This window comes from Commensalibacter communis, from assembly GCF_947179015.1.
Lineage (GTDB): Bacteria > Pseudomonadota > Alphaproteobacteria > Acetobacterales > Acetobacteraceae > Commensalibacter > Commensalibacter communis.
In genome coordinates, this window is the sequence record NZ_CAMXCM010000001.1 from 788,456 (window position 1) to 815,085 (window position 26,630).

A 26,630-nucleotide genomic window follows, 5' to 3' on the forward strand; every position below is an offset into this window, starting at 1 on the left:
ATAAAACTTTGAGTGGTGCGTATATTTATTCAATTTAGATATATAAATATCGTTAACAATTTAATATAATTACCTAATGGATTATAGGTAAAGGGTTTTATGAATGGATATTACGCCAAGTATAGTTGCTGGCTGGGCAGTGCAAGCTGGTATCAGAAAAGTTGTTGATACATCAATAGATAAAGCTATTAAAACAAAGTGGAAAAGTATTTTTTCCAAAGGGAAAACAATTGTAGAACAATTATCTCAACAAGAAACCTATGACATTTACTTAGAAAAACATCTTTATTCTACGATGAAAATGAGGACTATTCATAGTGCTGATAAAGATGTTTTGTTAAATGAAATTTATCACCCATTAGCAATAAAAGATCGAGAGAATAGTCTATTAATTGAAGATGGGTTTGTTTATGAAAATAATGAAATTATCAATATTATTGGATATGCAGGGCAGGGTAAAAGCACAATTTTAAGAAAGATCTTTTTAGAAGCACTGACATACGGCAAGAAAATTCCATTTTTTATGGAGTTACGAAGGATTGAAAGTGATGATATTATTAAGAGTTTAAATTTAATTTTAAATCAATTACGAGTTGAAGCTAAACAAGAAGATATAGAGAATTTATTAGAAAGTGGTAATATATTATTGCTTCTTGATGGTTTTGACGAGGTTAAGACAGAGTATAGAAATCAATTACTAAAAGAAATATTCTATCTGAATAAAAAATATAATACTCAAATTATTATAACCAGCCGACATGACACAGAAATATGTCGAGAGGCGGGAGTTTGTAATTTTTATGTAGAACCTATCAAGAAAACCGATATTATTGCCATTATTGAAAAATTAGATCATTATCAAAATACAGATGTAAAAGACTATTTCAATATATCAGAGATATTAGAAAACAACCAAAGTTTGGTTGAAACGATTAATACACCGTTACTAGCAACATTATTTTATATTTGTTATCCTCATTTAGATAGTATCCCTGAAAATACGATTGATTTTTACGATCGTTTGTTCGTTACTTTATATTTACATCATGATAAATCTAAAAATTATACGAGGGAGAAAAAAGCCAATTTAGATAAAAATCAAGCATATCAATGCTTTTGTGCCTTATGTTTTTTGTCTATTTATGAAAACCAATATGATTTCACGGAAACTTCAATCCTTGAATATATGAAAAACGCTGTTAAATTAATAAATATTTATGATGTTTCTGCTGAAGCAATTATTGAGGATTTTATCGGTATAACTAGTATTATTCAACGGGACGGATATAATTATATTATTTTCTTACATAAATCTGTTCAAGAATATCATGCAGCTCAATTTATAAAATTTTTATCTATAGATATAAAAAAAACCATCTATATTCAAATTCAACGGCATATAAGAAAAAGTAGAACTTTGTATCCTGTAATAAAATATTTATATAATTTTGATAAAAATGATACTTTGAATATGATTTTTATACCTTTATTTAAAAGGGTTGAATTATATAATTATAGAGAAAATAAAAAACAAATTATTGATAAATTTTATACTAATATAATAGGAAATTTATATACTGGTATTGATAGTATTTATATAGAAGATAAAAAAAATATGAATAATGTTTATGGTCTTGATGATTATATGTTTTTTCCAGAAATCTATAAGGAATATAATACATACAATTGTTTATTTAGTTTATTTATATATATTAAAGAAAAAACTAATTTTCATTTTAATTTTTTTATTCTTAATCTAGGAAAATATAATTTTTCAGCTGATGTTATTGAGTTATGTGATGATTTTACAAATGATGTTAATGACATTTTAATACGAGGTACATGTAAAATTATATCTATCAAAGAATTGCTTTACCATCTAGGACAAGATAATTCTTGTAAAGAACAAATAGGTTTAATTATTGATGAAATGTATGCTTTTTACATATCAGGTTTACAAAATTTGAAAAGAAATAATGACAATATTATGAGTGTGTTTAAATTAGAGAATAAAATGTGATATTAAGAATCAATTTCATTTGATATTGATAATCGTTCTTAATTATGCTTATATACCGTTCATTGAATATCAAACTTTAAAAGATAACCTATGGATGGTTTATAATGAACGCATATTATCAACGTTATTTAACCCTTAAATCCGAACATACGGGTAAATTTGCACGTGATTTGGCTGGGATGATTGGCATCAGCGAAGCAGAGCTGTGCCATGCTCGTATTGGAGCCGATGCAAAAGCATTTACCACGGATTTTTCTACTTTGTTAAAAGAACTTCACAAAGTTGGAGAAACCATGAATATTGTTCGTAATGAATATGCTGTTCATGAGCAAGCTGGGCAATATGATAACGTGAAACTGGGCAATCATGGTGGGCTTGTTTTAAACCCTCGTGCGTTGGATCAACGTCTTTTTGTGGGTAAATGGGTAAGCTCTTTTTATATCAAAGAAATGACCAGACGCGGGGAAAAAGAAAGCATTCAGATTTTTGATGCTTATGGCGATGCAATCCTAAAAATCTATATGACTGATGATACCAACCGTCAAGAATGGGATGCTTTGGTCGAAAAGTTCACAGTTGAAGCCAAAGAAGAATTTATTGTTTCTCAGCTTGAACGTGTATCGGAAAATGCATTTTTCGATGCGAAGAAGATCGAAGAAGAATGGCGTGCAATGACAGACGTACATCAATTCTTTAGCCTATTGACACGTCATAATGTAACACGCCAACAAGCATTCTCTTCTGTCAGTGATAATTTGGCATGCAAAGTCGATAATAGCGCGCTTTCGCAAGTTCTAGATATGGCATTCAATGATCAAAATGAAATTATGATTTTCATTGGTAATCGTGGTTGCGTGCAAATCTTTACAGGCGTGGTTGAAAAATTGATGCCTAAAGATAATTGGTTAAATATCTTCAACTCAAAATTCACCATGCATTTAATGGAAGACCACATTGCTGAAACATGGGTTACCCGTAAACCAACCAAAGAAGGATATGTGACCAGCCTTGAACTCTTTGCCAAAGATGGCACGCAAATTGCTCAATTATATGGTCAAAGAACCGAAGGTGACTTGGAACAAGAGGTTTGGCGCAATCAAATTAATGCGATTGCTGTGAAAGAAAAAGTAGCATGAAACTAGCTCATCTTTGTTTTGCCACGTTATCCCTATTGGTTACGACTGTTTCTGCACAAGCCAAAGAAAGAATTATCTCTATTGGTGGGGATGTGACTGAAATCATCTTTGCTTTGGGTGCTCAAGACGAGTTGGTAGGTCGTGATACGACCAGCAATCAACCTGCTGCGGTCAACAAAGTCAAAGATATTGGCTATATGCGTCAATTAAATACCGAGGGTATTTTATCATTAAAACCCACAATGGTCATTACCAGCGATCTTGCTCAACCTTCTGCGGTGCTAGAGCAAATTAAAAAAGTGGGTATTCCAGTTGTGTATGTTTCTGGCAAACATTCTTTACAAGTAATTCCTCAAAAAGTAGAAACGATTGCTAAGGCTTTACATCGTGAAAAAGAAGCAAAGCCTTTACAAGATAAAATGAATAAAACTATTGCTGCTTTATCTTCAAAACAACTGCCTGTTAAGGTGATCTATATTATGGCACATGGTGGCATGAGCAATCTTGTTGCTGGGCGGGATACAGCTGCTGATTCTGCCATCCATGATGCGGGTTTACAAAATGGAATGGGAACTTCGCTTCATTATCAGCCAATGTCTCAAGAAGGGATTATTGCCGCTGCACCAGATATTATCATGACGGACAGCGATGCCATCAAAACCATTGGTGGTGCGGATAATTTATGGAAGTTACCTGGTGTTTCAATGACTCCAGCAGGCAAAAAGCATAATCTAATTGTGATCGATCAAATGGCATTATTAGGGTTCGGAATCAGAACACCTGATGCGATCAAAGATTTACGTGCAAAGGCTGAAGCATTACCTCATGGATAAACGATATCAAGTTTATCTGGCTATCCTATTATTGGTTCTGATCGGATCAATAATAGGGGCTGCTAATATTGGTCCAGTGCATTTACCATGGTCTGCCTTATTGAACGCCGATCCACAAGACATGGATTTTCAAATTTGGACTAATATTCGATTGCCGCGCATTTTGTTGGCTGTCATTATTGGGATTGCTTTGTCAGTATCTGGAACTGTGATGCAGGGGCTTTTTCGTAATCCATTGGCTGATCCTGGCTTATTGGGGATCAGCAGTGGTGCGGGATTAGCTGTGGCAATTGCATTGGTCATTCCTTTGGGGTTACCTGCTTTTTTGTCATTATGGGTGCCTGTTATTGCTGCGTTTATAGGTAGTCTGTTGGTAACGCTTTTGATTTATCAATTAAGTGGTTTAACCAAAGGGAATCTTTCTAGTTTATTACTGATTGGGATTGCGATTAATGCGCTTGGGGGCGCTGCGGTTGGGATTTTGTCTTGGGTTAGTAACGATCAACAATTAAGACAATTATCTTTATGGGGTATGGGGAGTTTAGGTCAGACTCAATGGCCATTAATTATCATCTCTATGTGCTTAATTATTCCAACAATCGTTTTGATACAATGTTATGCAAAACAACTCAATTTGCTGCAATTGGGTGAAGAAGATGCGCATTATCTGGGGATTAATGTGCATAAGACGCAAAGACAATTACTCATCTTGAGTGCTTTACTTGTTGGAACAGCAGTCTCGATCAGTGGGATAATTGGCTTTTTAGGATTGGTTATTCCAAATGCGATGCGCCTAATATTTGGCAATAATCATAAGGTCTTGTTGCCAGCTTCAGCATTGAGCGGAGCAATCTTACTTTTGGTTGCAGATACGATAGCAAGAACAATGGTTCAACCTGCGGAAATGCCTGTTGGATTATTAACCAGCTTGCTGGGTGGACCTTGGTTTTTTTGGTTGATTTTAAAAGAGCAATGGAAGCGTAGATCATGAATAATCAATTGAATAATCGTCTTGAAGGCAAAAATATTCACTTGATTAAAAATAATCAATCCATTTTGTCAGATGTATCCATCACGTTAAATCAAGGTGAGTTTATTACATTAATTGGCCCGAATGGTGCTGGAAAATCGTCTTTGTTTAAAGTGCTGACAGGGTTTTATCATCCAACAAACGGTGAGTGTTATTTAAAAGGTGTAAAATTACAAGATTGGCGAAAAAAGGAGCTTGCAAAAGAACGAGCTGTGATGAAACAGCAAAGTCAGATTACTTTTTCATTGTCTGCGATTGATATTATTAAATTAGGACGTTCTCCTTGGGCAGAGCCAATTAACAAAGCGATGATCGACGAAGTCACAGAAATGACCGAGTGCCAAGAATTAGTCAATAAAGACTATGCTTTCTTATCTGGTGGGGAACAACAGCGAATACAGTTGGCTCGAGTATTGGTACAATTATGGAGAGAGCAGGGGCCATCAGGCTGGTTATTTCTTGATGAGCCGACTTCGGCTTTGGATTTATATCATCAGCAACAAATGCTACGGTTGTTAAAAAAGCTAGTCCAAAATTTTCCTTTGTCAGTCTGTATGGTCTTGCATGATCTAAACCTTGCCTCTTTATGGTCAGATCAAATTTATTTATTAAATAAAGGATCAATTGTTGCCAAAGGAAATGTTCAAGAAGTCTTAACTGAAGAAATTTTAAAAACTTGGTATGGTGCTGACTTGCAAATTATACAGCATCAAGAATATCAAAAACCTTATGTAATGCTTTCATTATAGAATTAAGTTAGTCACAGTGAATATACTTTTTACTATTCTCTTGAGATAAATAGTTTTCATTCTTGTTTATTTGAAATAATATTATCGCGCTTTTAAGAAAAGTATAATTTTATTACAATGAACAAAGTGATTATTTCTGATGGAAAAAAATAGTTCTAGCGTCATTCATAAATGGGGCTCTTCTGATACAATTTGGATGCTAAGTTTGTATGGAACTGCGATTGGTGCAGGGGTTCTGTTTTTGCCAATTAATGCAGCATCAGGTGGATTAATTCCTTTGCTAGTTATGTCTGTATTAGCTTTCCCAATGACCTTTTTTTCCCATAGAGCTTTGTGTCGATTTGTTCTGAGTGGTAAAGGAAATGATATTACCATTGTGGTAGAGCAACAATTTGGTCAATTCCTAGGATATTTAATTACCTTACTTTACAGTTTTGCACTTTATCCGATTTTGCTGATGTATAGTGTCAGTTTAACCAATACAATCGAAAGTTTTATTCAGTATCAACTTCATCTTCTCCCTCCATCAAGGGCTTTAATCGCATTTATACTCGTGGCTTTTTTAATGTTGATTGTTCAATGTGGTAAAATGTTAATTGTCAATATTATGTCTGCATTGGTTTATCCTTTTATTGCGATTTTGATGATTATTTCGTTGTCACTTATTCCTCAGTGGACAGGGGATATTTTCAAAAATGTTAGTCTTTCAGGGGCTGTGCATCAAGGGGGGAATGGGTTATTATTAACGTTATGGTTGTTAATTCCTGTTACTGTTTATGCCTTTAATCATTTTCCAATTATATCCTCTTTGGCTGTGGCAAAAACTGAAGAATACGGCGAGGAGCTTGCTGAACAAAAATGCTCTCAAATCATCAAATATAGTAATATTTTAATGGTTGTAACTGTCTTGTTTTTTGTATTTAGTTGCTCATTATGCTTAACACCAGAAAATTTACACGAAGCAAAAATCCAAAATGTGTCGATACTTTCTTATCTAGCCAATCATTTTCAAACCCCTTTCCTTAGCTGGGTTGCACCTATTGTTGCTTTTGTTGCTATGTGTAAATCTTTCTTAGGGCATTATTTGGGCGCAAAAGAAGGTATTCATGGCGTCGTTATTAAGACAGGTAAATTTGCAAATATCGATATTCAAGAAGGTAAAATATTACATATTTGCACGATTATTTTTATTTTTATCACTGCATGGTTGGTTTCAATCTATAACCCCAATGTTTTGACATTAATTGAATCAATCAGCGGTCCAGTATTTGCAGTTTTTTTATTTTTAATGCCTATGTATGCTGTTCACACAGTGCCAGCATTGGCAAAATATAAAGGGAAACCAAGCAATATATTTGTAACGATTATGGGGCTTATTGCGGTTTCCGTTGCAGTTTATGAAATTTTTGCCTAGGCTTGAATTATACAAATATAGGATATATCTGTAATTCTATATTTGTATAAGTTTCTTTAAGCTTGTCTTTTATGATTAATCTCATTTAGTTTTTGAGTAAAGCGTTGTGCATCCCAACCTTCTGTTAATGCCGTTTTGACTAATTGATGTTGCGTCATTGGAGCCAGTCCATAAACTGGTGGATCCGTATCAAGATTAGTTGGAAAAGAATAACTATCCGCAGCAGCGGTAATAATTTCTTCTAAATGAACAAGTTGATTATTTTGATATTTTTTTAATAAAGATGGATAAATATTACTCAGGATTTTAGTGTGATTAACAGTTTCCATAGGTTTGCAAAAAACTGATGAAATTTGTAGTAGATTGGCAATACGATTAAAATTTTCTAAATGATTATTTCCAGCACCGTGGAACAGGGCAGGGCTAAAGAATAAACCATCTCCTTTTTCAAGCGGAACTTGTATGGCATGTTCATTAAAATATTCAATAAATTCCTTTTTGCGCCATGCAAGATAGCCTTCCTTATATTGTTGAGAAAAAGGTAATAACAAAGTTGGACCTGACTGAATAGGCATATCGGAATGTGCTACAGCACCTTGTAAAGTCATAAATTGTGTCATGACTTGTAGAGGTAGCGGAAATAGAGCGACATCATCTTCTTGTTGGAATCCCAGATGATAATCTCGATGAGGTTGTTGGGCTTTCCCACCTGGTCGAACAATATTAACTTGAGCCGTTACTTGATAATATGGCCCTAACCATGATTGGCAGACTAGAGATAATAAAGGATTACTATAGTAATCAATAAAAGAATCTGCGTCCTTTAATGCAACCTTTTGAAATGAATTCCAAATACGCCCGTTGGCTCCAGCTTTTGCAAAATGATCTGCTGCAATGCCGCTTACCGTTTCTTCTTGAAGAATTTGATTAAATATTTCATTATGTTGGTTTAGTAATTGATGGTCAGACCACATGTTTTTAATTGCAATTATCCCAGAACCGCTTGCCAAAGCTTTATAGATTTCACTTTGTATAGCTTGTTTATGTTCTTTTGACTGCTGGTGTAAATGATCGCCATCATAAATAATTACATTATTAATGATGTCGTGAGCAAAAGGATATTCTTGTTTATTTATATGCTGTTCACATAATTTTTTAAATTGTGAAATATTCGAATTGTTTGCTGTCGAAAAAACTGAATAAGTCATATAATTGGCTCCTTATAGAATATTAAGATAGGGATAATGGATGCAAGGGTTGAGGGGCACCTTGATCTCCACAACCAATAACACCTTGTGCAAAATCAATGACAGATCCAGTCATCATCCCAGATTCTTTCGAAAGCAAAAAAGAAACTGCTCTGGCGACTTCTTGAGGTTTTAATAATCTTCCAAAAGGTTGTTTTTTTTCGATCTCTTCTAACCAATTATCAGAAACATTATGGTATTGTTTTTGGATTTCATGTTCATGTGGGGTATCCATCCAACCAATATTTAGCCCATTTACTCGAATACGATTGCGCATTGCGCTATAGGCTACGTTGTGTGTCAAAGTTGCCAACGCACCCTTGGATGCAGCGTACGGGGCTAGGAAAGATTCACCACCGTGAGAGGTAATGGTAATAATATTAACAATTGATCCTTCTACTTTTTTACGAATCATCAGTTTAATGGCATGTTGAATCAGAAAAAAAGGAGCTCTTATGTTAACCGCAAATATTTTGTCAAAAAGCTCTGGGCTTGTATCCACAATAGTACCACGATCAGACATGCCGGCACAATTAACCAAACCATTTAAGGTTCCAAAATGTTTTTCTGCATAATCAATAACGTGCTTACAACTTTCAACATCGAGAAAATTAGCTTCTACAAAATGAGCATCGCACCCTAATTTTCTTAATTGTTCTTCTTGTTTTTTACCTTTTTCAACAGAGCGCCCACAAATAACAATGCCTTTTGCGCCACGTTCTGCGATTAGGTTTGAAACGCAAGCGCCAAGTCCTTGATTCCCACCAGTCACAACGAAATATTGATTTTTGAAAGTATCTTGATAGTTAGCAGTCATTTTTCTTCTCCTTTTGAAAAAAAGTGCATATCTAACTATATTTACAAATAGAAAAATTATTCTATTCAATCTTTTGTTATAATTATTATAATTTCGTATATTATTAACTATAATTATTATAAATATTGTGATCACTGACGGATTGCTTTAATATTTTAGAATTATTTTTCTATATTTATTAAGCAATGATAATTATAATGAATTTAATGTGATAATATTTTTCTAATGCAAATTTGAAAAATATTTCTAAAATAGGTAGATCTTACTTGATCTAAATCTGAAAAAAAACTAATCTAAAATCTTTAGATTAGCTTTTTTTATTAACGTCCTATTTGACGTAAAGGTTTACCTTCCATCAAGTTTTCTTCAATTTTTTCTAAACTAACTTTAGAAGTTTCTGGAACAAACCAGAAGGTTATACCAATAAAGATAATATTCAATATTGTGTAAAGAAGAAAAGTTTTAGAAGAACCAAGGTTATTATTAAGGGTTAAGAAAGTATAACCTACTACAAAATTGGCTAGCCAATTTGTAACAGTAGAAGCGGAAACCCCAAAATCTCTGCCTTGCAAAGGTTGGATTTCTGAACATAATGTCCAAATTAATGGGCCCGCAGACATTGCAAAACCAACAATAAAGAAAAGAAGCATCGCAACACAGAAAAGTTGCATTGTTGGATCAACAATGTGACCATTTCTCATTAAAAAACTAATAACGCCAAGACCTATCGCCATGACCCCAAAACCTGCATATAATGTTGGCTTACGTCCATATTTATCAACAGTTCCAATAGCAATAAATGTTGCAGCAACATTAACTAAACCAACAAGTGCTGTAAACCACAATGTTGCGCTGCCTGTATACCCCATATCTTGGAAAATACGTGGTGCATAATACATTACGACATTCATACCTGTAAATTGTTGGACAATTTGAAGAGTAACTCCCAAAGCAACAGAACGTCTAAAATTTCGATTTGATAAGAATAAACTAAAGCCTTTTTTAGGACTTTTAATTTGTTCCTCAATTTCTTGAACTTCATTGTGAACGGCTTGCTTATCACCATCTCGTAAGCTTAATAAGATGTTATATGCTTCTTGTTTTCTGTTGCGCATGATTAGCCATCTTGGGCTGTCTGGCAAAGAGAATAATCCAATTAAGAAAAGGATTGCAGGAAATGCAATGATCCCAAGCATCCACCGCCAAGCACCATAATATCCTAGTATAGTATCTGAAATAAAAGCAAGAAAGATCCCCACCGTAACCATTAATTGATACGTTGAAATCATTGACCCTCTTTTTTCTTCGGGTGCAATTTCAGCAATATAAAGAGGAGCCGTAGTACTAGCAATACCAATCGCAATCCCCAAGATAAAACGCCAAGCAACTAAGTCAATAATACCTCTTGCTAGGGAGCAACCAATAGCAGAAATAATAAAGATTAACGCACTGAGAATTAAACAACGGTTTCTTCCGAATTTTGCTGATGCCCAACCACATCCTAATGCACCCAAAGCAGCACCAAACATCATGCTGCTGACTATGGTTTCAATATTACGATCTGTTGCTGAAAATTCTTTCTTAATAAATTCATTGGCTCCCGACATAACACCAATATCAAGACCAAACATTAATCCAGCCAAAGATGCTAGGAAGCCTACCATGATGATGTTATAAGAAGACGATAAATTATTTTGTATATTGTTGGTGGTACTATTTTGCATAATATATTTACCTAAATTGTTACGTAGATAAGTATATTAAAAAATAATAATTGAAGGTTAAAAAAAAAGTATTTTTTTTATTTAGATTTAAAGCGTTGCTTAAGAGCTTCTTTTTGTTTCAAAGAAGCGCTTAATTTAATTAAAAAATTGAAACTATAAGGCTGATACAACCCAGAGCAATACAATAAAAGCTAAAAGGTGTCAGAGCCATCGTTTCATGATTTCGAAAATATTTCATTAAGATCCCAGTACTGATTAAAGCAGTCAGTCCACCAACAATTGTTGCAATAAATATCGTGCCCATATTTTCAATAGCGATATTATGGTGGTATATTTTCCAAGTTTGATGAATAGTTGCTGCAAAAATAACAGGCAATGCAAGTAAGAAAGAGAAGCGAGCTGAATTTTCATAAGATAATCTGCGCATTACTCCGCCAACCATTGTGGCACCAGAACGAGATAAACCAGGGAAAAACGCTAAACATTGAAAGCAACCAATAATCAAAGCATCTTTTGGGGTTAGATCTGCGATTGAATTACTCGATTCTGGTGTTGATCTATTTCTTAGTTTCTCAGTTGAAAAGAGCATAACGCCATTTAAAATCAGAAAAATTGAGACCATTCCTGGGGTGGAAAAAAGCTGACGAATAAAGCTTTCTAATAATGCACCAATAAGAATAGCAGGCAACGTCGCAATAACAAGTAACATTACTATATAAACGCTCTGTTCACGAATAGCTTGTCCGTCTTTTCCTAGGACTCCACGCCCCAAAGCATACCAATCTTTCCAAAAGAATATTAATAATGCGAACATTGTACCAAAATGTAACATGACAATAAAAGGTAAAAATGTAGGATCTTGTGGACTGATAACCCATCCCAAAAGGGCAGGGACAATAACGGCATGACCAAGGCTGCTGACAGGAAACAGCTCTGTAGCACCTTGTAAAATTGCAATAAAAATAGCCTGAAGGAATGACATGGATACCTATTGTTGCTGTATAATTTTTATTTTTGTAATTTAGATATAAATATTCTAAAAGATAAACTAAGGGAACAAATAATTAATCGACTATATCTTATTTGATGAAATATGAATATAATATTAACTATAAAATTGATAGCAAGATAGGAATAATCGAGTGAAAAACAAGGCAATAAGCGCATATATAGCAAGTGGTTTTGTGTTGGTCGTTGCGATTGGGTTTTACTCTTATTCAAGAATGACGATGTTCGGCGTCAAAGGAGACAAATATCCTGTGACGGCACAATTTTATTCTGCAAATACTCTTGAGCCTGGCAGCACTGTTATTCTTTCAGGGGTTCCAGTTGGCGTTGTGCGTTCTATCTCCTTGAATAATAAAACTTTTATGGCTGATGTTAGGCTTGAAATCAACAAAGCTATTCATTTGCCAGAAGATAGTATTTTCAGCGTTGGATCAGTAGGGATGACCGATAGCGGCTCTATTATGGTTCGTCCTGGTAAGTCAAAGGAATATTTAAAACCTAATGCTTTTGTCAGTAATACTCGACCTTATACTAGTATTGAACAACAAATTAGTAATTATATTTTTGGTAGTGGCAATTTATCAACGAAATAATGACCAATCCAATCAGAAGATTATGTAAAGATTTAAATTTACCTTCAGGAGATGCTCATACTCAAGATTGGGCTTATGAGTTACCCAACGAATATCGCACGCAAGAATGGTTAGATCAGTATATAAGCGCTTACTCAGCTATTAAATGTTTTGATATGCGCAGAGATATATTAATGGATCTGATGTTGGATATTGTTAATAACTATTTATTAGAAGGTTTAGATTCAGATATATATATTATTCAACAAGTTTTAGAGTTATTACGTGCCAATAAAATAGAGCATCAAGATACGATTGCATATTGGTCAGTTGTAGGTGAAGATGATCCTGAGGCTTATTTTGAAGTAACCCCATTTGTTCGTGAAATTGCAAAATAAAACCATAAAGTTAAAGGGAATAGAATATTCCCTTTAATAACGTACTATAATTTTAATTTTTGTAAAAGATCTGTATGAGTGCGATCAAAGGAAAGGGGCGTGATAGAAATGGATTTATTATTAATCGCTTGAGTTTCAGTATGTTCTGTATCTTCTTTAATGGGACGATCGAAGTTTAGCCAATAATAAGGTGCTTGACGCATATCTTTTTTAGCAACAATATTGATATCTTCAACGTATCCAATGCCTTGTGTTGTAAACTCGATTGATTTTACCTCGTCATAAGGGCAGTCTGGAAAGTTAATATTTAAACAAGTTCTTGGATGTTGCCAAGATGATTGAGATAACTTTTGAAAAATTTCTGGCCCGTGATGATAAGCTGTTTCCCAATAGATTTCATGACCATCTCTGAAATTTTGACTAAATGCAATGGATGGAATGTTTAATAAACATCCCGTCATTGCAGCACCAACGGTACCAGAAAAAATAGTTTCTAAACCAAGATTGCTACCACGATTTACACCAGACAAGACAAGATCAGGTTTTTGTGGCATAAGCTGCCGTAATCCCATCACTACACAATCTCCTGGTGTACCAGTAACGGCAAAATGACGTTCGCTTTTTTCAATTGCTCGAAGAGGGTGGTGGATCGATATAGATTGAGAGGTTCCACTTTGATCTCTTTCTGGTGCAACAATCCAGACTTCTTTGGCAATTTTTGATGCTATATTTTCAAGGATTTTTAATCCTGGAGCTTCGAAGCCATCATCATTGGTTAAAAGTACACGATCATATAGATAAGTCATAAATTATCCTTTGGAAATAAAATAGTATCAATGTTAAAATAGTAACATAGATTTATAGAAAATGTCATCGAACAAGGCTCATAATTTAACGGCCATAAAAAACGTATAATATATATTATGCCAACTGAACTTAATCAAAAAATGTTAGGAATATATTTCTATCAAATATGGCTCCATCCATTTTGTTTGAAATTCATAATATTTTTATCCTTGTCATAACAAATCAACGAATTACGTTTGTCAGTACAATAACCAATTTTAGTTAATGGAATATTTGTTCTTTGACTTTCGATTAATGCTTGATCTTCTTTTTCCTTTGGGATCGTCAGCATTAATTCATAATCGTCGCCACCAGTTAAACAAGTTTCTAAATATTCAGATCCAAGTTGTTTAGCTTGATTGGATAATGGAACTTGGTTTGCAAATATAATTGCACCCAGTTGGCTTTCTCTTGTAAGATGACCCAGGTCTTGAATTAATCCATCAGAAATATCCATTCCAGCGTTGGCAATATCAGTTAATTGCAATCCCAATCTTGGTTGAGGCAAATGATATCTTTGTGTCAGAAAATCATCAACATCATTGATTTCATTTTGTAAAGCCAACAAACCCAAAGCCGCATCGCCAATCGTTCCGGTAACCCAAATGCCATCACCAACTTTGGCATTATTCCGTCTTAATGCTTTGTTTTTCTTTACTTTTCCAAGTGCTGTGAGTGAAAATACCATATTATGAGGATTATAAGTGGTATCCCCTCCCAATAATGAAATATTAAACATTTTTTGATCTTTTGCCAAACCGTTAGTAAATTGTTCGAACCACTTTGGGTTAAAGCAATGTTTTGGTAAAGATACGGTTAATAGATAACCAACTGGTTCTGCCCCCATTCCTGCAAGATCAGATAAGTTGCAACGAAGTAATTTTTGAGCAATAAAATCAACAGGATCACTGGTGAAGAAATGAACATTCTCTACCATTGCATCAGCCGTTAATACCAATTCATATGCTGGGTCGACGGATAATAATGCAGCATCATCCGTTAAGTCTAATGCCCCCTTTCCTGCTAATCTTTTTATATAGTTACGAATAAATTGGAATTCGGGAGCAAGAGAATTTTCCATATGATTTATATAAGACTATAATGATGATGTCGCGGTTAAAGGACGGACTTGGCGGCTAATATTATCCAAGATACCATTGATTAATGAGGCTTCTTCACCGTCACAAAAAGCACGGGTAACGTCAATATATTCGTTGATAATAACCTTAGTTGGCGGATCATTAACATCATTCAATAATTCTGTGATTGCAGCTCTTGATATAGCTCTGATAATTGGATCTAGACGATGTAATGGCCAATCTTTCGGAAGCGATTTTGTTAAGATAATATCAATTTCAGAGGATTGATGAATAAATTGTTCAATGATATTTTTAAATAAATTAATATTAGGGATATAAGCTTTGCCGTCATTGTAAATTTCTTCGTTACATTGTGGATCAATGCGATAGAGTAAAAATTGTTCAATAATTAAATTAGCAGCCTTGACTGTACCTTGTTCCCACTGAAATAGTGCTTGTACTGCAGCAATTCGGGTTAAAGTTCTAGGGCGTTTTACAGTTTGAGTATTCATTATTAACCTAGTATATAATTTGTTTTATTTCTATATGTAGCATATTATTTGTCGTGATGTTCCATTGTTTGCAAAATTTCAGCAAAATCTTTCACATTTTTAAAGTCCGAATAGACGCTAGCAAACCTTACATAAGCCACTTTATCGATATCCTTAAGAAGTTCCATTGTTGTTTTACCAATGCTTTCTGATGTAATCACATTTTCACCGGAATCAACAAATTGCTTTTCTAATTTATTTGCGATTTGATCAATTTGTTCAGCAGATATGGGACGTTTACGTGTGGCGAGATCAATTGATCTAATTAATTTTTCTTTTTCAAAGGGTACTCTCTGCCCACTGCGTTTTAATACCAATAACTCGCGTGTTTGTACGCGTTCAAGGGTCGTAAATCTTTCATTACATTTTGTACAAACACGTCTTCTGCGGATAGCGGTTCCATCTTCTGTAGAACGGCTATCTTTTACCATGGTATCTTCATTTCCACAAAAGGGACAAAACATTAATAAACCTTTTTTTATTTTGTATGAAATTAAATAATTAATGAATTAAGAAATGAATAATTACAAGCCCTATAACATTTTTTTGTATAATTAAGTTAAAAATAAATAGGATTATATCAGTTTATAAATATGTTTGATTAATGCGCTTCGTAATAACGAATATCTAACACTAGATTGAAATTTACACAAACAGCTCATTTTTTTAAGCAGATTTGAATCTATCTAGGAAAATATTTAATCACTATTTTCCAAAAAAATTAATTTTAAGTAAATTTTACATATTTATCGGTAACATAACTTTATTTTATTATTTGAGGTTGTGTTATAAGGATCAAGCTCTTCGTATATAATTGAGTTTGATCCTTTCTGATTAATACATAAATCGCAGACTGAATTTTATATAGTGATACACAAGTTTATATATCCAAATTAGCAACTTTTAAGGCATTATTGACAATAAACTCTTTCCTAGGTTCAACAACATCACCCATTAAAGTAGTAAAGACTTGATCGGCTTCTTCGCTTTCTCCAACTTTAACCTGTAATAAAGTTCTTGTTGCTGGGTCTAGTGTAGTGCTCCATAACTGGTCATCATTCATCTCACCAAGACCTTTAAAGCGATTGATTGCTAAGCCTTTTTTACCGTAATTGAATAATTTTTCGTAAACACCACTTGGTCCACTAATTTTTTCTTCTTTATTGTCAATGGTCAGAATGGCACTATCATGGAAGTCTCTTGACATTGCATCTTGATGCATATTAATCCATTGAATATTTCTACCTTTTAAGACAGAGGCTGGAATAAAGTAATTTTCACCCACTCCTCTGACTGAACGACTAATTCCAATCCCTGTTTCGTCGTTGGTAATCTTCCAGCCTTGTTCATTAGGTAATGAAAGAGCATTTAATCTATTTTGGAAATCTTCTAAATGAGGTTGGGCCTCAGCAGGATCAGCATGTAAAAATTTGCTGATAACTGCTTGTTCTAAAATCCATAAAGGCGCATGTTTTTCCAAGGATTGTAATTTTTGAGTGATCTTTGCATATTCTAAAACTTCAGCCGTTAAAGTGTCGCCAGAAACACTATTGCCATTCGAAAATGTCAAAGACGCATTTTGAATCGCTTTACTTAATAAATATTCTTCTAACGCAGCATCATTTTTAAGGTAACGTTCATCATTGCCTCTTTTTGCACGATACAAAGGAGGTTGAGCAATATAAACATACCCTTTTTCAATTAATTCTGGCATTTGGCGAAAGAAGAATGTCAAAAGCAATGTTCGAATATGGGATCCATCAACATCAGCATCAGTCATGATAACAATTTTATGATATCGTAATTTATCAATTGAAAATCCACCTTGATCGATTTCCCCGCGACCAATTCCTGTGCCAAGAGCCGTAATTAACGTACCAATTTCAGCAGAGTTAAGCATACGATCAAAGCGCGCACGTTCTACGTTAAGGATTTTACCTTTCAAAGGTAAAATAGCTTGGAAACGACGATCCCTACCCTGTTTGGCAGTTCCTCCAGCAGAATCTCCCTCAACAATAAAGATTTCTGATCTTGATGGATCTCTTTCTTGGCAATCTGCAAGTTTGCCAGGTAAAGAGGATATATCCAATACTCCCTTACGGCGTGTCAGTTCCCTTGCTTTACGTGCTGCTTCACGTGCAGAAGCTGCATCCATTGCTTTTGAAACAATGATTTTCGCTTCTTTGGGATGTGTTTCAAACCAATGCCCCAATGAATCGGCAATACATCCTTGTACTACAGGCTGAACTTCAGAAGATACTAATTTATCTTTGGTTTGAGAGGAAAATTTGGGATCGGGAACTTTAACTGAAAGAATAGCGGTTAACCCTTCCCTCATATCGTCACCAGTCAATGCCAATGTTTCTTTTTTGCTAATCATTCCCTCAGCATATTTGGTAACAACACGTGTTAAAGCCTGTCTGAATCCTGCAAGATGTGTTCCACCATCTTTTTGAGGAATATTATTGGTAAAGCAAACTACATGTTCATTATAGCTGTCATTCCATACCAAAGAACATTCTACTTTGATATTGCTTTTTTCATGGTAAACGTCGCCATTGATTGGTTCAATTAAATTATTTTTTGAACGTGTAAGCCATTTAACGAATTCTTCTAGTCCACCATCGTAGTGAAAATGCTCGGTTGAAGTTTCGTCTTCTCGTGCGTCAGTGACTGTAATTTTCAATCCAGAATTTAGAAACGCAAGCTCACGAAGACGGCGTGTTAATATTCCTAGTTCAAAAGTAACATGTGTAAAAATCTCTTGGCTTGCTTTAAAAGTGACCTCGGTACCTGTGGCCTCATCACTTGGCCCTATTTCTTTTAACGGACAAACAGTATCACCATTTTCAAAGCGGATAAAATGCTCTTTGCCATTCCGCCAAATACGAACCTCCATCCATTCTGATAGTGCATTTACAACAGCAGCACCAACCCCGTGCAACCCACCAGAAACTTTGTATGAATTCTGGTTAAATTTACCCCCTGCATGAAGTTTTGTTAAAACAACTTCAGCAGCACTGATACCTTCTTCTTGGTGAATATCCGTTGGGATACCACGGCCATTATCTCTGACCGTAATACTTCCATCAGCATTCAACGTTAACGTGCATGTATCGGCAAATCCTGCTTGAGCCTCGTCAACAGCATTATCAACAATTTCGAAAACCATGTGATGTAGGCCAGACCCATCATCTGTATCCCCAATATACATACCAGGTCTTTTTCTAACAGCTTCCAAGCCTTTTAAAACAGAAATAGAAGATGCACCATAGTCTTCATTATTGGTTGTATTGTTGGGTAAATCTTGTGAAAAATTTTGAGGGGTGACCATAATCGATAAGGCTCCGATGATAACGCTATAGCTATCTTTACTAAATAAAATAGATAAACTGAAAATTTATAAAAATCATAGCAGATTTTCAATAAAAAAGGAAATATTCACATGATATTTCCATGATTAATTTCTAAGAATTCAGCCTGTCTGGCACATTGTTCAAAAGACGCACGATCTGTGCCCGTTAATATCGTAAAACTATCAAGATTCATTAAAGTGGCAAGCAAAGTTTTACGATGGTTTTCATCTAAATGAACCAAAGGCTCATCAAGTAATAAAATGGGTAAATTAATATTTTGGCTTTTAATTAACTCTGTTAATTTGAGGATAATTCCCACGAGTAATGCTTTTTGTTGGCCTGTACTGGCTAAATTGGCTGGGGTTTGCGTTTTTTTTTCAATGAATAATACATCAGTACGATGCACTCCAAAATTTGTAGATTTATTTTCCGCATCAGACAGGCGATCTTTTTTCCATTTCTGGCGCAAAAAATCCTCGACGGATAAAGCAGGTTCTTTGGATAAATGATCAGCGATCGGACATTGTAGTTTTAATAATGCTTCTGGGAAATTACCCTCAACAATCGTCGTCTCGTTCATTTGTTGTATAAAGAAAATTCGGGTTGCAGTAATCGCTACAGCATGTCTCGCCATTGATTCTTCAATAGCATTCAGCCAGTCAGGATCAAAATTGTTGAGTGCCAATAGTTTATTTCGTTGGCTCATAGATTTTTCATAAGCAAATACTTCTTTGGTATGAAAATGTTCAATCGTGATAATTAAGCGATCTAGAAAGCGCCGACGTCCCCCTGCACTTTCTGAAAATAATCGATCCATTTGTGGGGTTAACCAAACAGCAGATAAATATTGAGATATTTCATGCTGGTTACGTACAGGCATTTCATTTAAACGAAATTGTTTTTTATTGGTATTTGGGGTACATCCAGTAGCAATTTCAAAATCATCCATTACAGGATGAGTAAATTGTCCAACGATCCCCCATCCTTGATGCTGATGACCTATCATGCCAAGATCTTCAACACGGCTTTTCCTTAACCCACGACCTGGAACCAATAAGGATAATGCTTCTAAAAGATTGGTTTTGCCGCTCCCATTCGCTCCGTAAACAATTGTTTTTTGAGCTTTTGGCGACCAAACCAATCGATTATAATTCCGAAAGTTGGTTAAGGTAAGACGAAGAAGAGATGTCATCCTTAACGTTATCTAGCAATAAAAATATTAAACATTAAACTCGCATAGGCATTAAAACGTATAAAGCAGATAGATCATCAACATCTCTAACGATAGTTGGTGCTGAGTTGTCTGCCAACACGAATTCTACTTGACTGTCAATTTGATCGGTAATGTCATTCAGATAGCGTGCTTGAAACCCGATTTCAAGAGGCCCACCATCATATTGAACTTGAGTTTCATCAAGTTCTTCTTTGGCATTTCCTTGATCAACACTGCTGGCGGATAAAATTAATGAATTATTATCCAAAGAAAGTTTGACAGGTTTAGAACGCTCCATACTGATAGCAGCTACACGAGCCACAGCTGTTGCAAAATCTTGTTTACCAACACGTAAAATCTTGGTGTTGTTTTTAGGAATTACACGTTCATATTCTGGGAAAGTACCATCAATTAATTTAGATGTTAATGTAATATCGCCGAATTTAAATTGAATACGTGTGTCAGAAACTGACAATTCAATGATGTCGTTGGCTTCTTCAAGAAGTTTATAGACTTCATAAACTGTTTTGCGAGGAATAATTATGCCTGGGATATTTTCTGATCCTTCTGGCATCATGCTTTCAACTCTTGCTAAACGATGACCATCGGTTGCAACGGCACAAAGTTTCCCCCCCCCCTCGTCTGCTTCCATAATATGTAAATAAATACCATTAAGGTAGTAACGTGTTTCTTCGGTTGAAATAGCAAAGCGAGTTTGTTCAATAAGCTTTTTAAGTGTTTCTGTCGGGATATTAAATTGATGAGGGAAATCGCCAGAAGTCATAGATGGAAATTCATCAACATTTAATACATTCAGACTGGTAGCATATTTACCTGCACGTAAGGACAAAGGCATATCATCATTCGTATGCGTCAATTCAATTTGTGCTGTGTCAGGAAGTTTTCGGACAATTTCATAAAGCACAGATGCTGGCGCGGTAACAGAACCATTTTCTAAAGCTTCCGCAGGAATGCTTTCAACGATTGCAATTTCCATATCAGTTGCGGTTAATGTCATCAGTCCATTTTGTGCTTCGATTAAGACATTGGCAAGAATGGGGATCGTATTGCGTTTTTCTGCAACACTTTGAATATGTGCCAGTGCTTTAAGTAAAATAGTACGCTCAACCTTCAGCTTCATCGACTATGACCTATCTGTAATATGTAAACATTTATAAATATGCTATGAATCTTTACTTAATATCAGGAATTTAGTCAAATTTCTACTAAAAAATGACTAACTTTCTAACATTCGACGTAATAATTCTACATCTTCAGCAAAGGCACTATCTTTTTCAATTAACTCAGAAATTCTGCTGATTGCGTGCATGACGGTCGTATGATCTCTGTTTCCAAATTTGCGACCAATTTCAGGCAAAGAGCGGCTGGTTAATTGCTTGGCCAAATACATAGCAATTTGTCTTGGTCTAGCAACTGCTCTTGCTCTACGTGCAGAAGTCATGTCTGTTTGGCGAATATTACAATGTTCTGCAACTTTTCTTTGTATTTCCTCAATCGTGACACGGCGTTCATGGGATTTCAAGATGTCGTGTAAAACTTCTTGGGTTGCTTCCAGCGTAATTGGACGCCCGAAAAGATTAGCATGGGCAATCAAGCGGTTCAAAGCCCCCTCTAGCTCACGAACATTAGTTGTGATTTTATGAGCTAGAAACTCCATCACTTTGGGGGAGATAACCACATTGGCAGAGGCTGCTTTTGCTTCTAAAATGGAAATACGCAATTCATACGTCGTTGCATGAATATCTGCCACCATCCCACATCCAAGGCGTGTGCGAAGACGATCTTCTAGTCCAGATAGATCAGAGGGTGATTTATCCGCGGAGACAATGATTTGCCTACCTGCGTCAATCAGTGCGTTGAATGTATGAAAGAATTCCTCTTGTGTATTATCTTTACCGATAAGAAATTGCAGATCATCGATCATCAATACATCAACAGACCTCAGTTCCTCTTTGAATTCAATGGTCGACTGAGAACGAATAGACGCAATGAACCGATACATAAATTTTTCCGCAGACATATAGGAAACAGAAATATTTCCAGCTTTTGCGAGTTCAAATCCAATGGCATGCATTAAATGCGTTTTACCTAATCCAACCCCACCATATAAAAATAATGGATTAAATCCTGGGCTGGATGGACGTTCTGCAACGCGTCTTGAACATGCATAGGCAAATTCATTTGGCTTACCAACAATAAAATTATCAAAGGTAAAACGTGGATCTAGCTGCGTTTGTAAAGGAAGTTTACCATCGTCTTCCTTTGCCTCGGCAGTGGGAGATGTAGGTGTAGTAGTCTGTACGGAGGGTTTAACTTGTGCTGGCTTAAGTGTGGTATTACCTTCCGTTTGTGGTTGAGAAGATGTTGTTGTATCCACGCCTATATTCGTTGAAGAATCTGGACTGGTGATATCTGTTTGTGGTGTTAGCGCCAACTCAACGCGACGGATTTGTGACAGTTCACTATTCCAAAGTTGATTAAGTTTACTATTATATTGTGAACGAACCCAGTCCCGTAAAAAACGTGTTGGCAAGTATAATGTTAATTCGTCTTCTTCAATACCACCCAACGTAATCTGTTGCAACCATGTGCGATATTCGACCTCGCCTACTTCTATTTTTAAACGACTACAGATACGCTCCCAATGAATTTCTAAAATAGATTTCAAGGTTGCTGGATCTGCATCTTTTAAAGATAAAGTAAATTCGTTGGAGTCTTCGGTTAAATCAGACATGGGCTACGATGGCTCGGTTCATGGGTTTAAAGTCAGGTGATGAATGAAGTGTATAAGATACACCCGTTCATTTTATTTATAAAGATTCAATTCTTTATTTATTTTTTATTGTGTCATTAGGCAAAAAAAATCCGAAGAATGTTTGACATTCGTCGGCTTCTTTATAAGTTTTATAAACAGATAAATAAAAAGGAAAAACGCTTTTTCTTTATCTGTTATTTTACTTGTAACACAAGATTAAGCGGTTGCGATGCTTTTAATTCTGTGAGATAGGCGAGAAATTTTGCGTGCAACAGTATTTCTGTGTGCAACACCTTTTCCGCATGCTCTTTGCATTTCTGGTTGAGCATTACGAAGAGCAATGACTGCTTCTTCTTTATTACCAGCAGAAATTGCTTGTTCTACTTTTTTAACAAACGTACGAACTCGTGAAATGCGAGCTTTGTTTCTTTCGGTACGTTTTAAAGTTTGACGTATACGCTTACGCGCAGATGCGATATTCGCCATGGATTTCCTGTTTAACTTTTTTCTATAAATACAAACATAACATCAACAAGATGTTATACCAATTAACACCAGATTTTTAATCTCTTATTAGAACTTCGTCAAGGAAAATATCATTTATTTTTGACATAAATCGCAATAAAAACTAGATCTTCCTGTCTGAACCACTCGTTTTATTACGCTTTTCTTTTGTTTTGTCAAACAATTTGAACAGTAACCCCCTTCTTTTCCATAAACCTTCCACTGCATTTGAAAGTATCCTTTTTTACCATTGGCATGAACGTAGTCCCTGATACTAGATCCGCCAGCTTCGATCGCTTGAGTTAAAATAGTTTGGATTGAACCAACAATTTTTTTAATTTCATCCTTATCGAGCGTTTTTGATTCTCTGAGCGGGGAAATCCCAGCAAGAAATAAAGCTTCACAGACATAAATATTACCAAGACCAGCAATGATATGTTGATCGAGCAATGCTACTTTGATTGATTGTTTTTTATGTTGTAAGTGTTTCTGCAAATGGAGAATAAGAAATTCTTGGTGAACTTCATCCCCTAAGGGTTCTGGTCCCATTTTACTTAATAAACGATGCGTTTGTTCACTTTTAAATAGATCAATCATCCCAAATCGTCGAGGATCAATGTAGCTTAGTCTTTGCCCCTCTTTGGTAATCAGGGTCAAATGTTCATGTTTCACGATTGGTTCGCCATCAATATTGGGGCGAACAATCATTTTTCCTGACATTCCCAAATGAATTAAAATAGTTTGTTGGTTATTTAGCCCGATTAAGATATATTTACCTCGTCTGGCGAAATGTATCATTTTTTTACACGTAATCTGTGTGTCTAGTTTTTTAGGAATTGGATGACGCAACGTATCACGATGACATTGCACAGATGATATCGTCTGATTGATTAGATTATTTTCTAATCCACGTTTAATTGTTTCGACTTCGGGTAATTCTGGCATAGGTTTTTCTAAAAAGTAGTTTTATGGATATGAACAATAATAACACTCATTCTTCTGATGAAGAAGATCAAGTCACAGATTTTGGATTTCGTAAAGTTAATGAGAACGAAAAATCATCAATGGTAAAGGCTGTTTTTGACAGCGTTGCTTCCAAATATGATATAATGAACGATCTTATGTCTTTGGGAATTCATCGTGTATGGAAACAAATTTTCATTCAAGAATTAGCTCCAAGACCGAATCTAACCCTGTTAGACTTAGCGGGCGGAACAGGTGATATTACCTTTGGCTGGTTAAAACGTGGGGGTGGTCCAGCTTATTTAACAGATGTTAATTACAGCATGTTAAGCGTTGGCCAAAGTCGTGCTTTTGATAAGGGTTATGTCAAGAACGTTAATCTATTCTGTGTGAATGGCGAAGAAATTTGTTTACCAGATCGTTCAGTGGATCGCGTGACGATTTCTTTTGGCTTAAGAAACTGCACACATAAAGATAGAGTTTTGTCTGAGGCACGCCGCGTTTTAAAACCTGGTGGACGCTTTTTGTGCTTAGAATTCTCAAAATTGATTATTCCAATGCTACGTCCTCTATATGATGCATGGTCTTTTCAAGCGTTGCCTCGTATTGGTGAGATTATTGCCAAGGATGGTGACAGTTATCAATATTTAGCTGAGAGTATTCGCATGTTCCCCGATCAAGAAACGTTAAAGGGAATGATGGAAGATGCTGGATTGGAACGTGTAACTTATCAAAATCTTTCTGGTGGTATTGCTGCAATTCATTCTGGATGGCGTATTTAATCATTAAAGATTAAAGGTGAATGCGTTTAAATTAATGGAATATGATTTTCCAGTTTAAAGAGAATAAAGATACTTGATCTATAAGAGACAGAAAGTATCTTTATGCATTTTTGAAATGATGCAAATATTGCCGTAATTATATGATTGTTTTTAATGGTTTAAAAGTCATTTTAACGCATGAATTATATTTTTTACTGGCAATGTGGTTCAAGTTTATAAAATTAATTTGTTAGATCTGATCGAAAGATTTATAAGAAATCACAATTTAATTATTGCTTTATTTATTGCGCCTGAAAAACCATCCTTATTATGTTGTGGCTATACAAGGTATGACTATGACTGTTTGTCGTGATGACCAAAAATAAATCAGCAGAATGATATAGAGTGGATTGAAAGAGAATTATGGAATGAAGAAAAATATTCTTTTGATTATCAGCGGTGGCATTGCTGCCTATAAAGCTCTTGAACTTATTCGATTGTTTCGCACCAAAGGAATGAATGTAAAATGCGTTTTGACCAAGGGTGGAGAGCAATTCATTACCCCTCTTTCTGTGCAAACGCTTAGCGGGCAAGAAGTCTATCAAGATCTATTTGAACTAACGAAGACTAATGAAATTGAACATATCACGCTTACACGGCAAGCGGATATGGTGGTTCTTTACCCTGCCAGTGCAGATTTAATTGCCAAGATGACAGTTGGGTTGGCTGATGATTTAGCAAGTGCATTGTTGCTTGCAATGCCGCCTTCTATACCAATTTTGGTTGCTCCTGCAATGAATGTTCAAATGTGGGAAAATCCTGCTACAAAAGAAAATATTGAGAAATTAAAGCAGCGAGGGATCATTTTCGTGGGACCAGATCAAGGGGATATGGCTTGTAGGGAATATGGATATGGTCGACTGGTTTCTCCAGAAACGATGCTGCAACAGATAGAAGACCAGTTAAATCCTTATCGACCTTTATTAGGGAAAACAGCACTCGTAACCGCAGGGCCTACTTACGAACCCATTGATCCTGTGCGTTTTTTAGGGAATTATTCTTCTGGCCGTCAAGGATATGCCATTGCAGAGAGTTTACGGGACGCTGGGGCTGATGTGACGCTAGTATCGGGACCCGTTTCTATGATGCCTCCTGAGAATATCCGTGTAATTCATATCCAAACAGCTCAGGAAATGTTGGATACTTGTTTAAAAATCATTCCTGTTGATATCGCTGTGATGGCAGCTGCAGTTGCTGATTGGCGAGCAAAAGAGGTCTCTGATAAAAAAATTAAAAAAACAAGTGATGCAAAAACACCATCTTTTGAATTGACAACCAATCCAGACATTTTAGCAACGATTTCTCAAGAAAATTCTTGTCGCCCCAGGCTTGTCGTTGGCTTTGCAGCGGAAACAAATGATTTGCTAGACAATGCTGATGCTAAAAGAAAGCGTAAAAACTGTGATTGGATTGTTGTGAACGACGTCAACCCAGATACAAAAATTATGGGAGGAGTCGAAAATGAGGTGACAATCTTGTCATCCTCTGGTAAGCAACATTTTAAACGTGCTGACAAAAGAGAGATCGGTCGTTTATTAACTAAAGAAATCATTAAGTTTTTTAATCATTAAAT

The 26,630-nt window shown here is 35.4% G+C and carries 24 protein-coding genes; 10 read left to right on the plus strand and 14 right to left on the minus strand.

The features are described 5' to 3' along the window. The first annotated feature begins 103 nt into the window (after positions 1 to 103). From PQG54_RS03725 to PQG54_RS03750, 6 genes are all read left to right on the plus strand, one after another. Positions 104 to 2,020, plus strand: coding sequence for an NACHT domain-containing protein (locus PQG54_RS03725; RefSeq protein WP_271788816.1), 1,917 nt, complete (start codon positions 104 to 106; stop codon positions 2,018 to 2,020). A gap of 104 nt (positions 2,021 to 2,124) precedes the next feature. After that, positions 2,125 to 3,156, plus strand: coding sequence for a hemin-degrading factor (locus tag PQG54_RS03730; RefSeq protein WP_271788815.1), 1,032 nt, complete (start codon positions 2,125 to 2,127; stop codon positions 3,154 to 3,156). Continuing rightward, positions 3,153 to 3,989 (plus strand): heme/hemin ABC transporter substrate-binding protein, encoded by an 837-nt coding sequence (locus PQG54_RS03735; RefSeq protein WP_271788814.1) that lies wholly within the window; start codon positions 3,153 to 3,155, stop codon positions 3,987 to 3,989. Before PQG54_RS03730 ends, PQG54_RS03735 begins: the two co-directional genes overlap by 4 nt. Beyond that, positions 3,982 to 4,980 carry a FecCD family ABC transporter permease gene (locus PQG54_RS03740; protein WP_271788813.1) on the plus strand — a complete coding sequence of 333 codons (999 nt, stop codon included), beginning with the start codon at positions 3,982 to 3,984 and terminating at the stop codon, positions 4,978 to 4,980. Before PQG54_RS03735 ends, PQG54_RS03740 begins: the two co-directional genes overlap by 8 nt. Then, the gene (locus PQG54_RS03745) at positions 4,977 to 5,768 is read left to right on the plus strand and encodes a heme ABC transporter ATP-binding protein (protein WP_271788812.1); all 792 of its coding nucleotides are present in this window, start codon (positions 4,977 to 4,979) and stop codon (positions 5,766 to 5,768) included. The genes PQG54_RS03740 and PQG54_RS03745 overlap by 4 nt, the downstream gene beginning before the upstream one ends. A gap of 139 nt (positions 5,769 to 5,907) precedes the next feature. After that, positions 5,908 to 7,182, plus strand: a complete 1,275-nt coding sequence (locus PQG54_RS03750) for an aromatic amino acid transport family protein (protein ID WP_271788811.1) — start codon at positions 5,908 to 5,910, stop codon at positions 7,180 to 7,182. 56 nt (positions 7,183 to 7,238) lie between these two features. Here PQG54_RS03750 and PQG54_RS03755 read toward each other — a convergent pair whose 3' ends face one another. The 4 genes from PQG54_RS03755 to PQG54_RS03770 form a co-directional block, all read right to left on the minus strand. After that, positions 7,239 to 8,390, minus strand: coding sequence for a phytanoyl-CoA dioxygenase family protein (locus PQG54_RS03755; RefSeq protein WP_271788810.1), 1,152 nt, complete (start codon positions 8,388 to 8,390; stop codon positions 7,239 to 7,241). Positions 8,391 to 8,412: 22 nt separating this feature from the next. Beyond that, complete coding sequence (locus tag PQG54_RS03760; RefSeq protein ID WP_271788809.1) at positions 8,413 to 9,246, minus strand: SDR family oxidoreductase; 834 nt, start codon at positions 9,244 to 9,246, stop codon at positions 8,413 to 8,415. 320 nt (positions 9,247 to 9,566) lie between these two features. Continuing rightward, entirely contained in the window at positions 9,567 to 10,970 is a 1,404-nt protein-coding gene (locus tag PQG54_RS03765) for a sugar porter family MFS transporter (protein ID WP_271788808.1), read from the minus strand. A 139-nt stretch (positions 10,971 to 11,109) separates the two neighbouring features. Continuing rightward, positions 11,110 to 11,952 carry an undecaprenyl-diphosphate phosphatase gene (locus tag PQG54_RS03770; protein WP_271788807.1) on the minus strand — a complete coding sequence of 281 codons (843 nt, stop codon included), beginning with the start codon at positions 11,950 to 11,952 and terminating at the stop codon, positions 11,110 to 11,112. A 160-nt stretch (positions 11,953 to 12,112) separates the two neighbouring features. On the opposite strand from PQG54_RS03770, the gene PQG54_RS03775 reads away from it, so the two are divergent. Next, a complete protein-coding gene (locus tag PQG54_RS03775; RefSeq protein WP_271788806.1) occupies positions 12,113 to 12,571 on the plus strand; it encodes an MlaD family protein in 459 nt (152 codons plus the stop codon). After that, complete coding sequence (locus PQG54_RS03780) at positions 12,571 to 12,948, plus strand: hypothetical protein (RefSeq protein WP_271788805.1); 378 nt, start codon at positions 12,571 to 12,573, stop codon at positions 12,946 to 12,948. Before PQG54_RS03775 ends, PQG54_RS03780 begins: the two co-directional genes overlap by 1 nt. Positions 12,949 to 12,992: 44 nt before the next feature. On the opposite strand, the gene surE is transcribed toward PQG54_RS03780, so the two are convergent. The 10 genes from surE to mutM all read right to left on the minus strand — a co-directional run bounded on the left by surE (position 12,993) and on the right by mutM (position 24,218). After that, positions 12,993 to 13,754 (minus strand): 5'/3'-nucleotidase SurE, encoded by a 762-nt coding sequence (gene surE, locus PQG54_RS03785; protein ID WP_271788804.1) that lies wholly within the window; start codon positions 13,752 to 13,754, stop codon positions 12,993 to 12,995. A gap of 161 nt (positions 13,755 to 13,915) precedes the next feature. Next, entirely contained in the window at positions 13,916 to 14,875 is a 960-nt protein-coding gene (thiL, locus tag PQG54_RS03790) for a thiamine-phosphate kinase (protein ID WP_271788803.1), read from the minus strand. Positions 14,876 to 14,890: 15 nt separating this feature from the next. Beyond that, positions 14,891 to 15,385 (minus strand): transcription antitermination factor NusB, encoded by a 495-nt coding sequence (nusB, locus tag PQG54_RS03795; protein WP_271788802.1) that lies wholly within the window; start codon positions 15,383 to 15,385, stop codon positions 14,891 to 14,893. Between the two features lie 44 nt (positions 15,386 to 15,429). Continuing rightward, positions 15,430 to 15,888, minus strand: coding sequence for a transcriptional regulator NrdR (gene nrdR / locus PQG54_RS03800; RefSeq protein WP_271788801.1), 459 nt, complete (start codon positions 15,886 to 15,888; stop codon positions 15,430 to 15,432). A 416-nt stretch (positions 15,889 to 16,304) separates the two neighbouring features. Further along, complete coding sequence (gene gyrB / locus PQG54_RS03805) at positions 16,305 to 18,758, minus strand: DNA topoisomerase (ATP-hydrolyzing) subunit B (protein ID WP_271788800.1); 2,454 nt, start codon at positions 18,756 to 18,758, stop codon at positions 16,305 to 16,307. Between the two features lie 107 nt (positions 18,759 to 18,865). Then, positions 18,866 to 19,972 (minus strand): DNA replication/repair protein RecF, encoded by a 1,107-nt coding sequence (gene recF / locus PQG54_RS03810; RefSeq protein ID WP_271788799.1) that lies wholly within the window; start codon positions 19,970 to 19,972, stop codon positions 18,866 to 18,868. Between the two features lie 34 nt (positions 19,973 to 20,006). Continuing rightward, entirely contained in the window at positions 20,007 to 21,134 is a 1,128-nt protein-coding gene (gene dnaN, locus PQG54_RS03815) for a DNA polymerase III subunit beta (protein WP_271788798.1), read from the minus strand. A gap of 96 nt (positions 21,135 to 21,230) precedes the next feature. Further along, a complete protein-coding gene (gene dnaA / locus PQG54_RS03820) occupies positions 21,231 to 22,748 on the minus strand; it encodes a chromosomal replication initiator protein DnaA (protein ID WP_271788797.1) in 1,518 nt (505 codons plus the stop codon). 237 nt (positions 22,749 to 22,985) lie between these two features. Continuing rightward, positions 22,986 to 23,255, minus strand: coding sequence for a 30S ribosomal protein S20 (gene rpsT / locus PQG54_RS03825; protein ID WP_271788796.1), 270 nt, complete (start codon positions 23,253 to 23,255; stop codon positions 22,986 to 22,988). Between the two features lie 114 nt (positions 23,256 to 23,369). Next, entirely contained in the window at positions 23,370 to 24,218 is an 849-nt protein-coding gene (gene mutM, locus PQG54_RS03830) for a bifunctional DNA-formamidopyrimidine glycosylase/DNA-(apurinic or apyrimidinic site) lyase (RefSeq protein WP_271788795.1), read from the minus strand. Between the two features lie 29 nt (positions 24,219 to 24,247). Between mutM and PQG54_RS03835 the strand changes: the two genes are divergently transcribed. Then, the gene (locus PQG54_RS03835) at positions 24,248 to 25,018 is read left to right on the plus strand and encodes a class I SAM-dependent methyltransferase (RefSeq protein WP_271788794.1); all 771 of its coding nucleotides are present in this window, start codon (positions 24,248 to 24,250) and stop codon (positions 25,016 to 25,018) included. 407 nt (positions 25,019 to 25,425) lie between these two features. Further along, complete coding sequence (gene coaBC / locus PQG54_RS03840) at positions 25,426 to 26,628, plus strand: bifunctional phosphopantothenoylcysteine decarboxylase/phosphopantothenate--cysteine ligase CoaBC (protein WP_271788793.1); 1,203 nt, start codon at positions 25,426 to 25,428, stop codon at positions 26,626 to 26,628. Positions 26,629 to 26,630 lie beyond the last annotated feature (2 nt).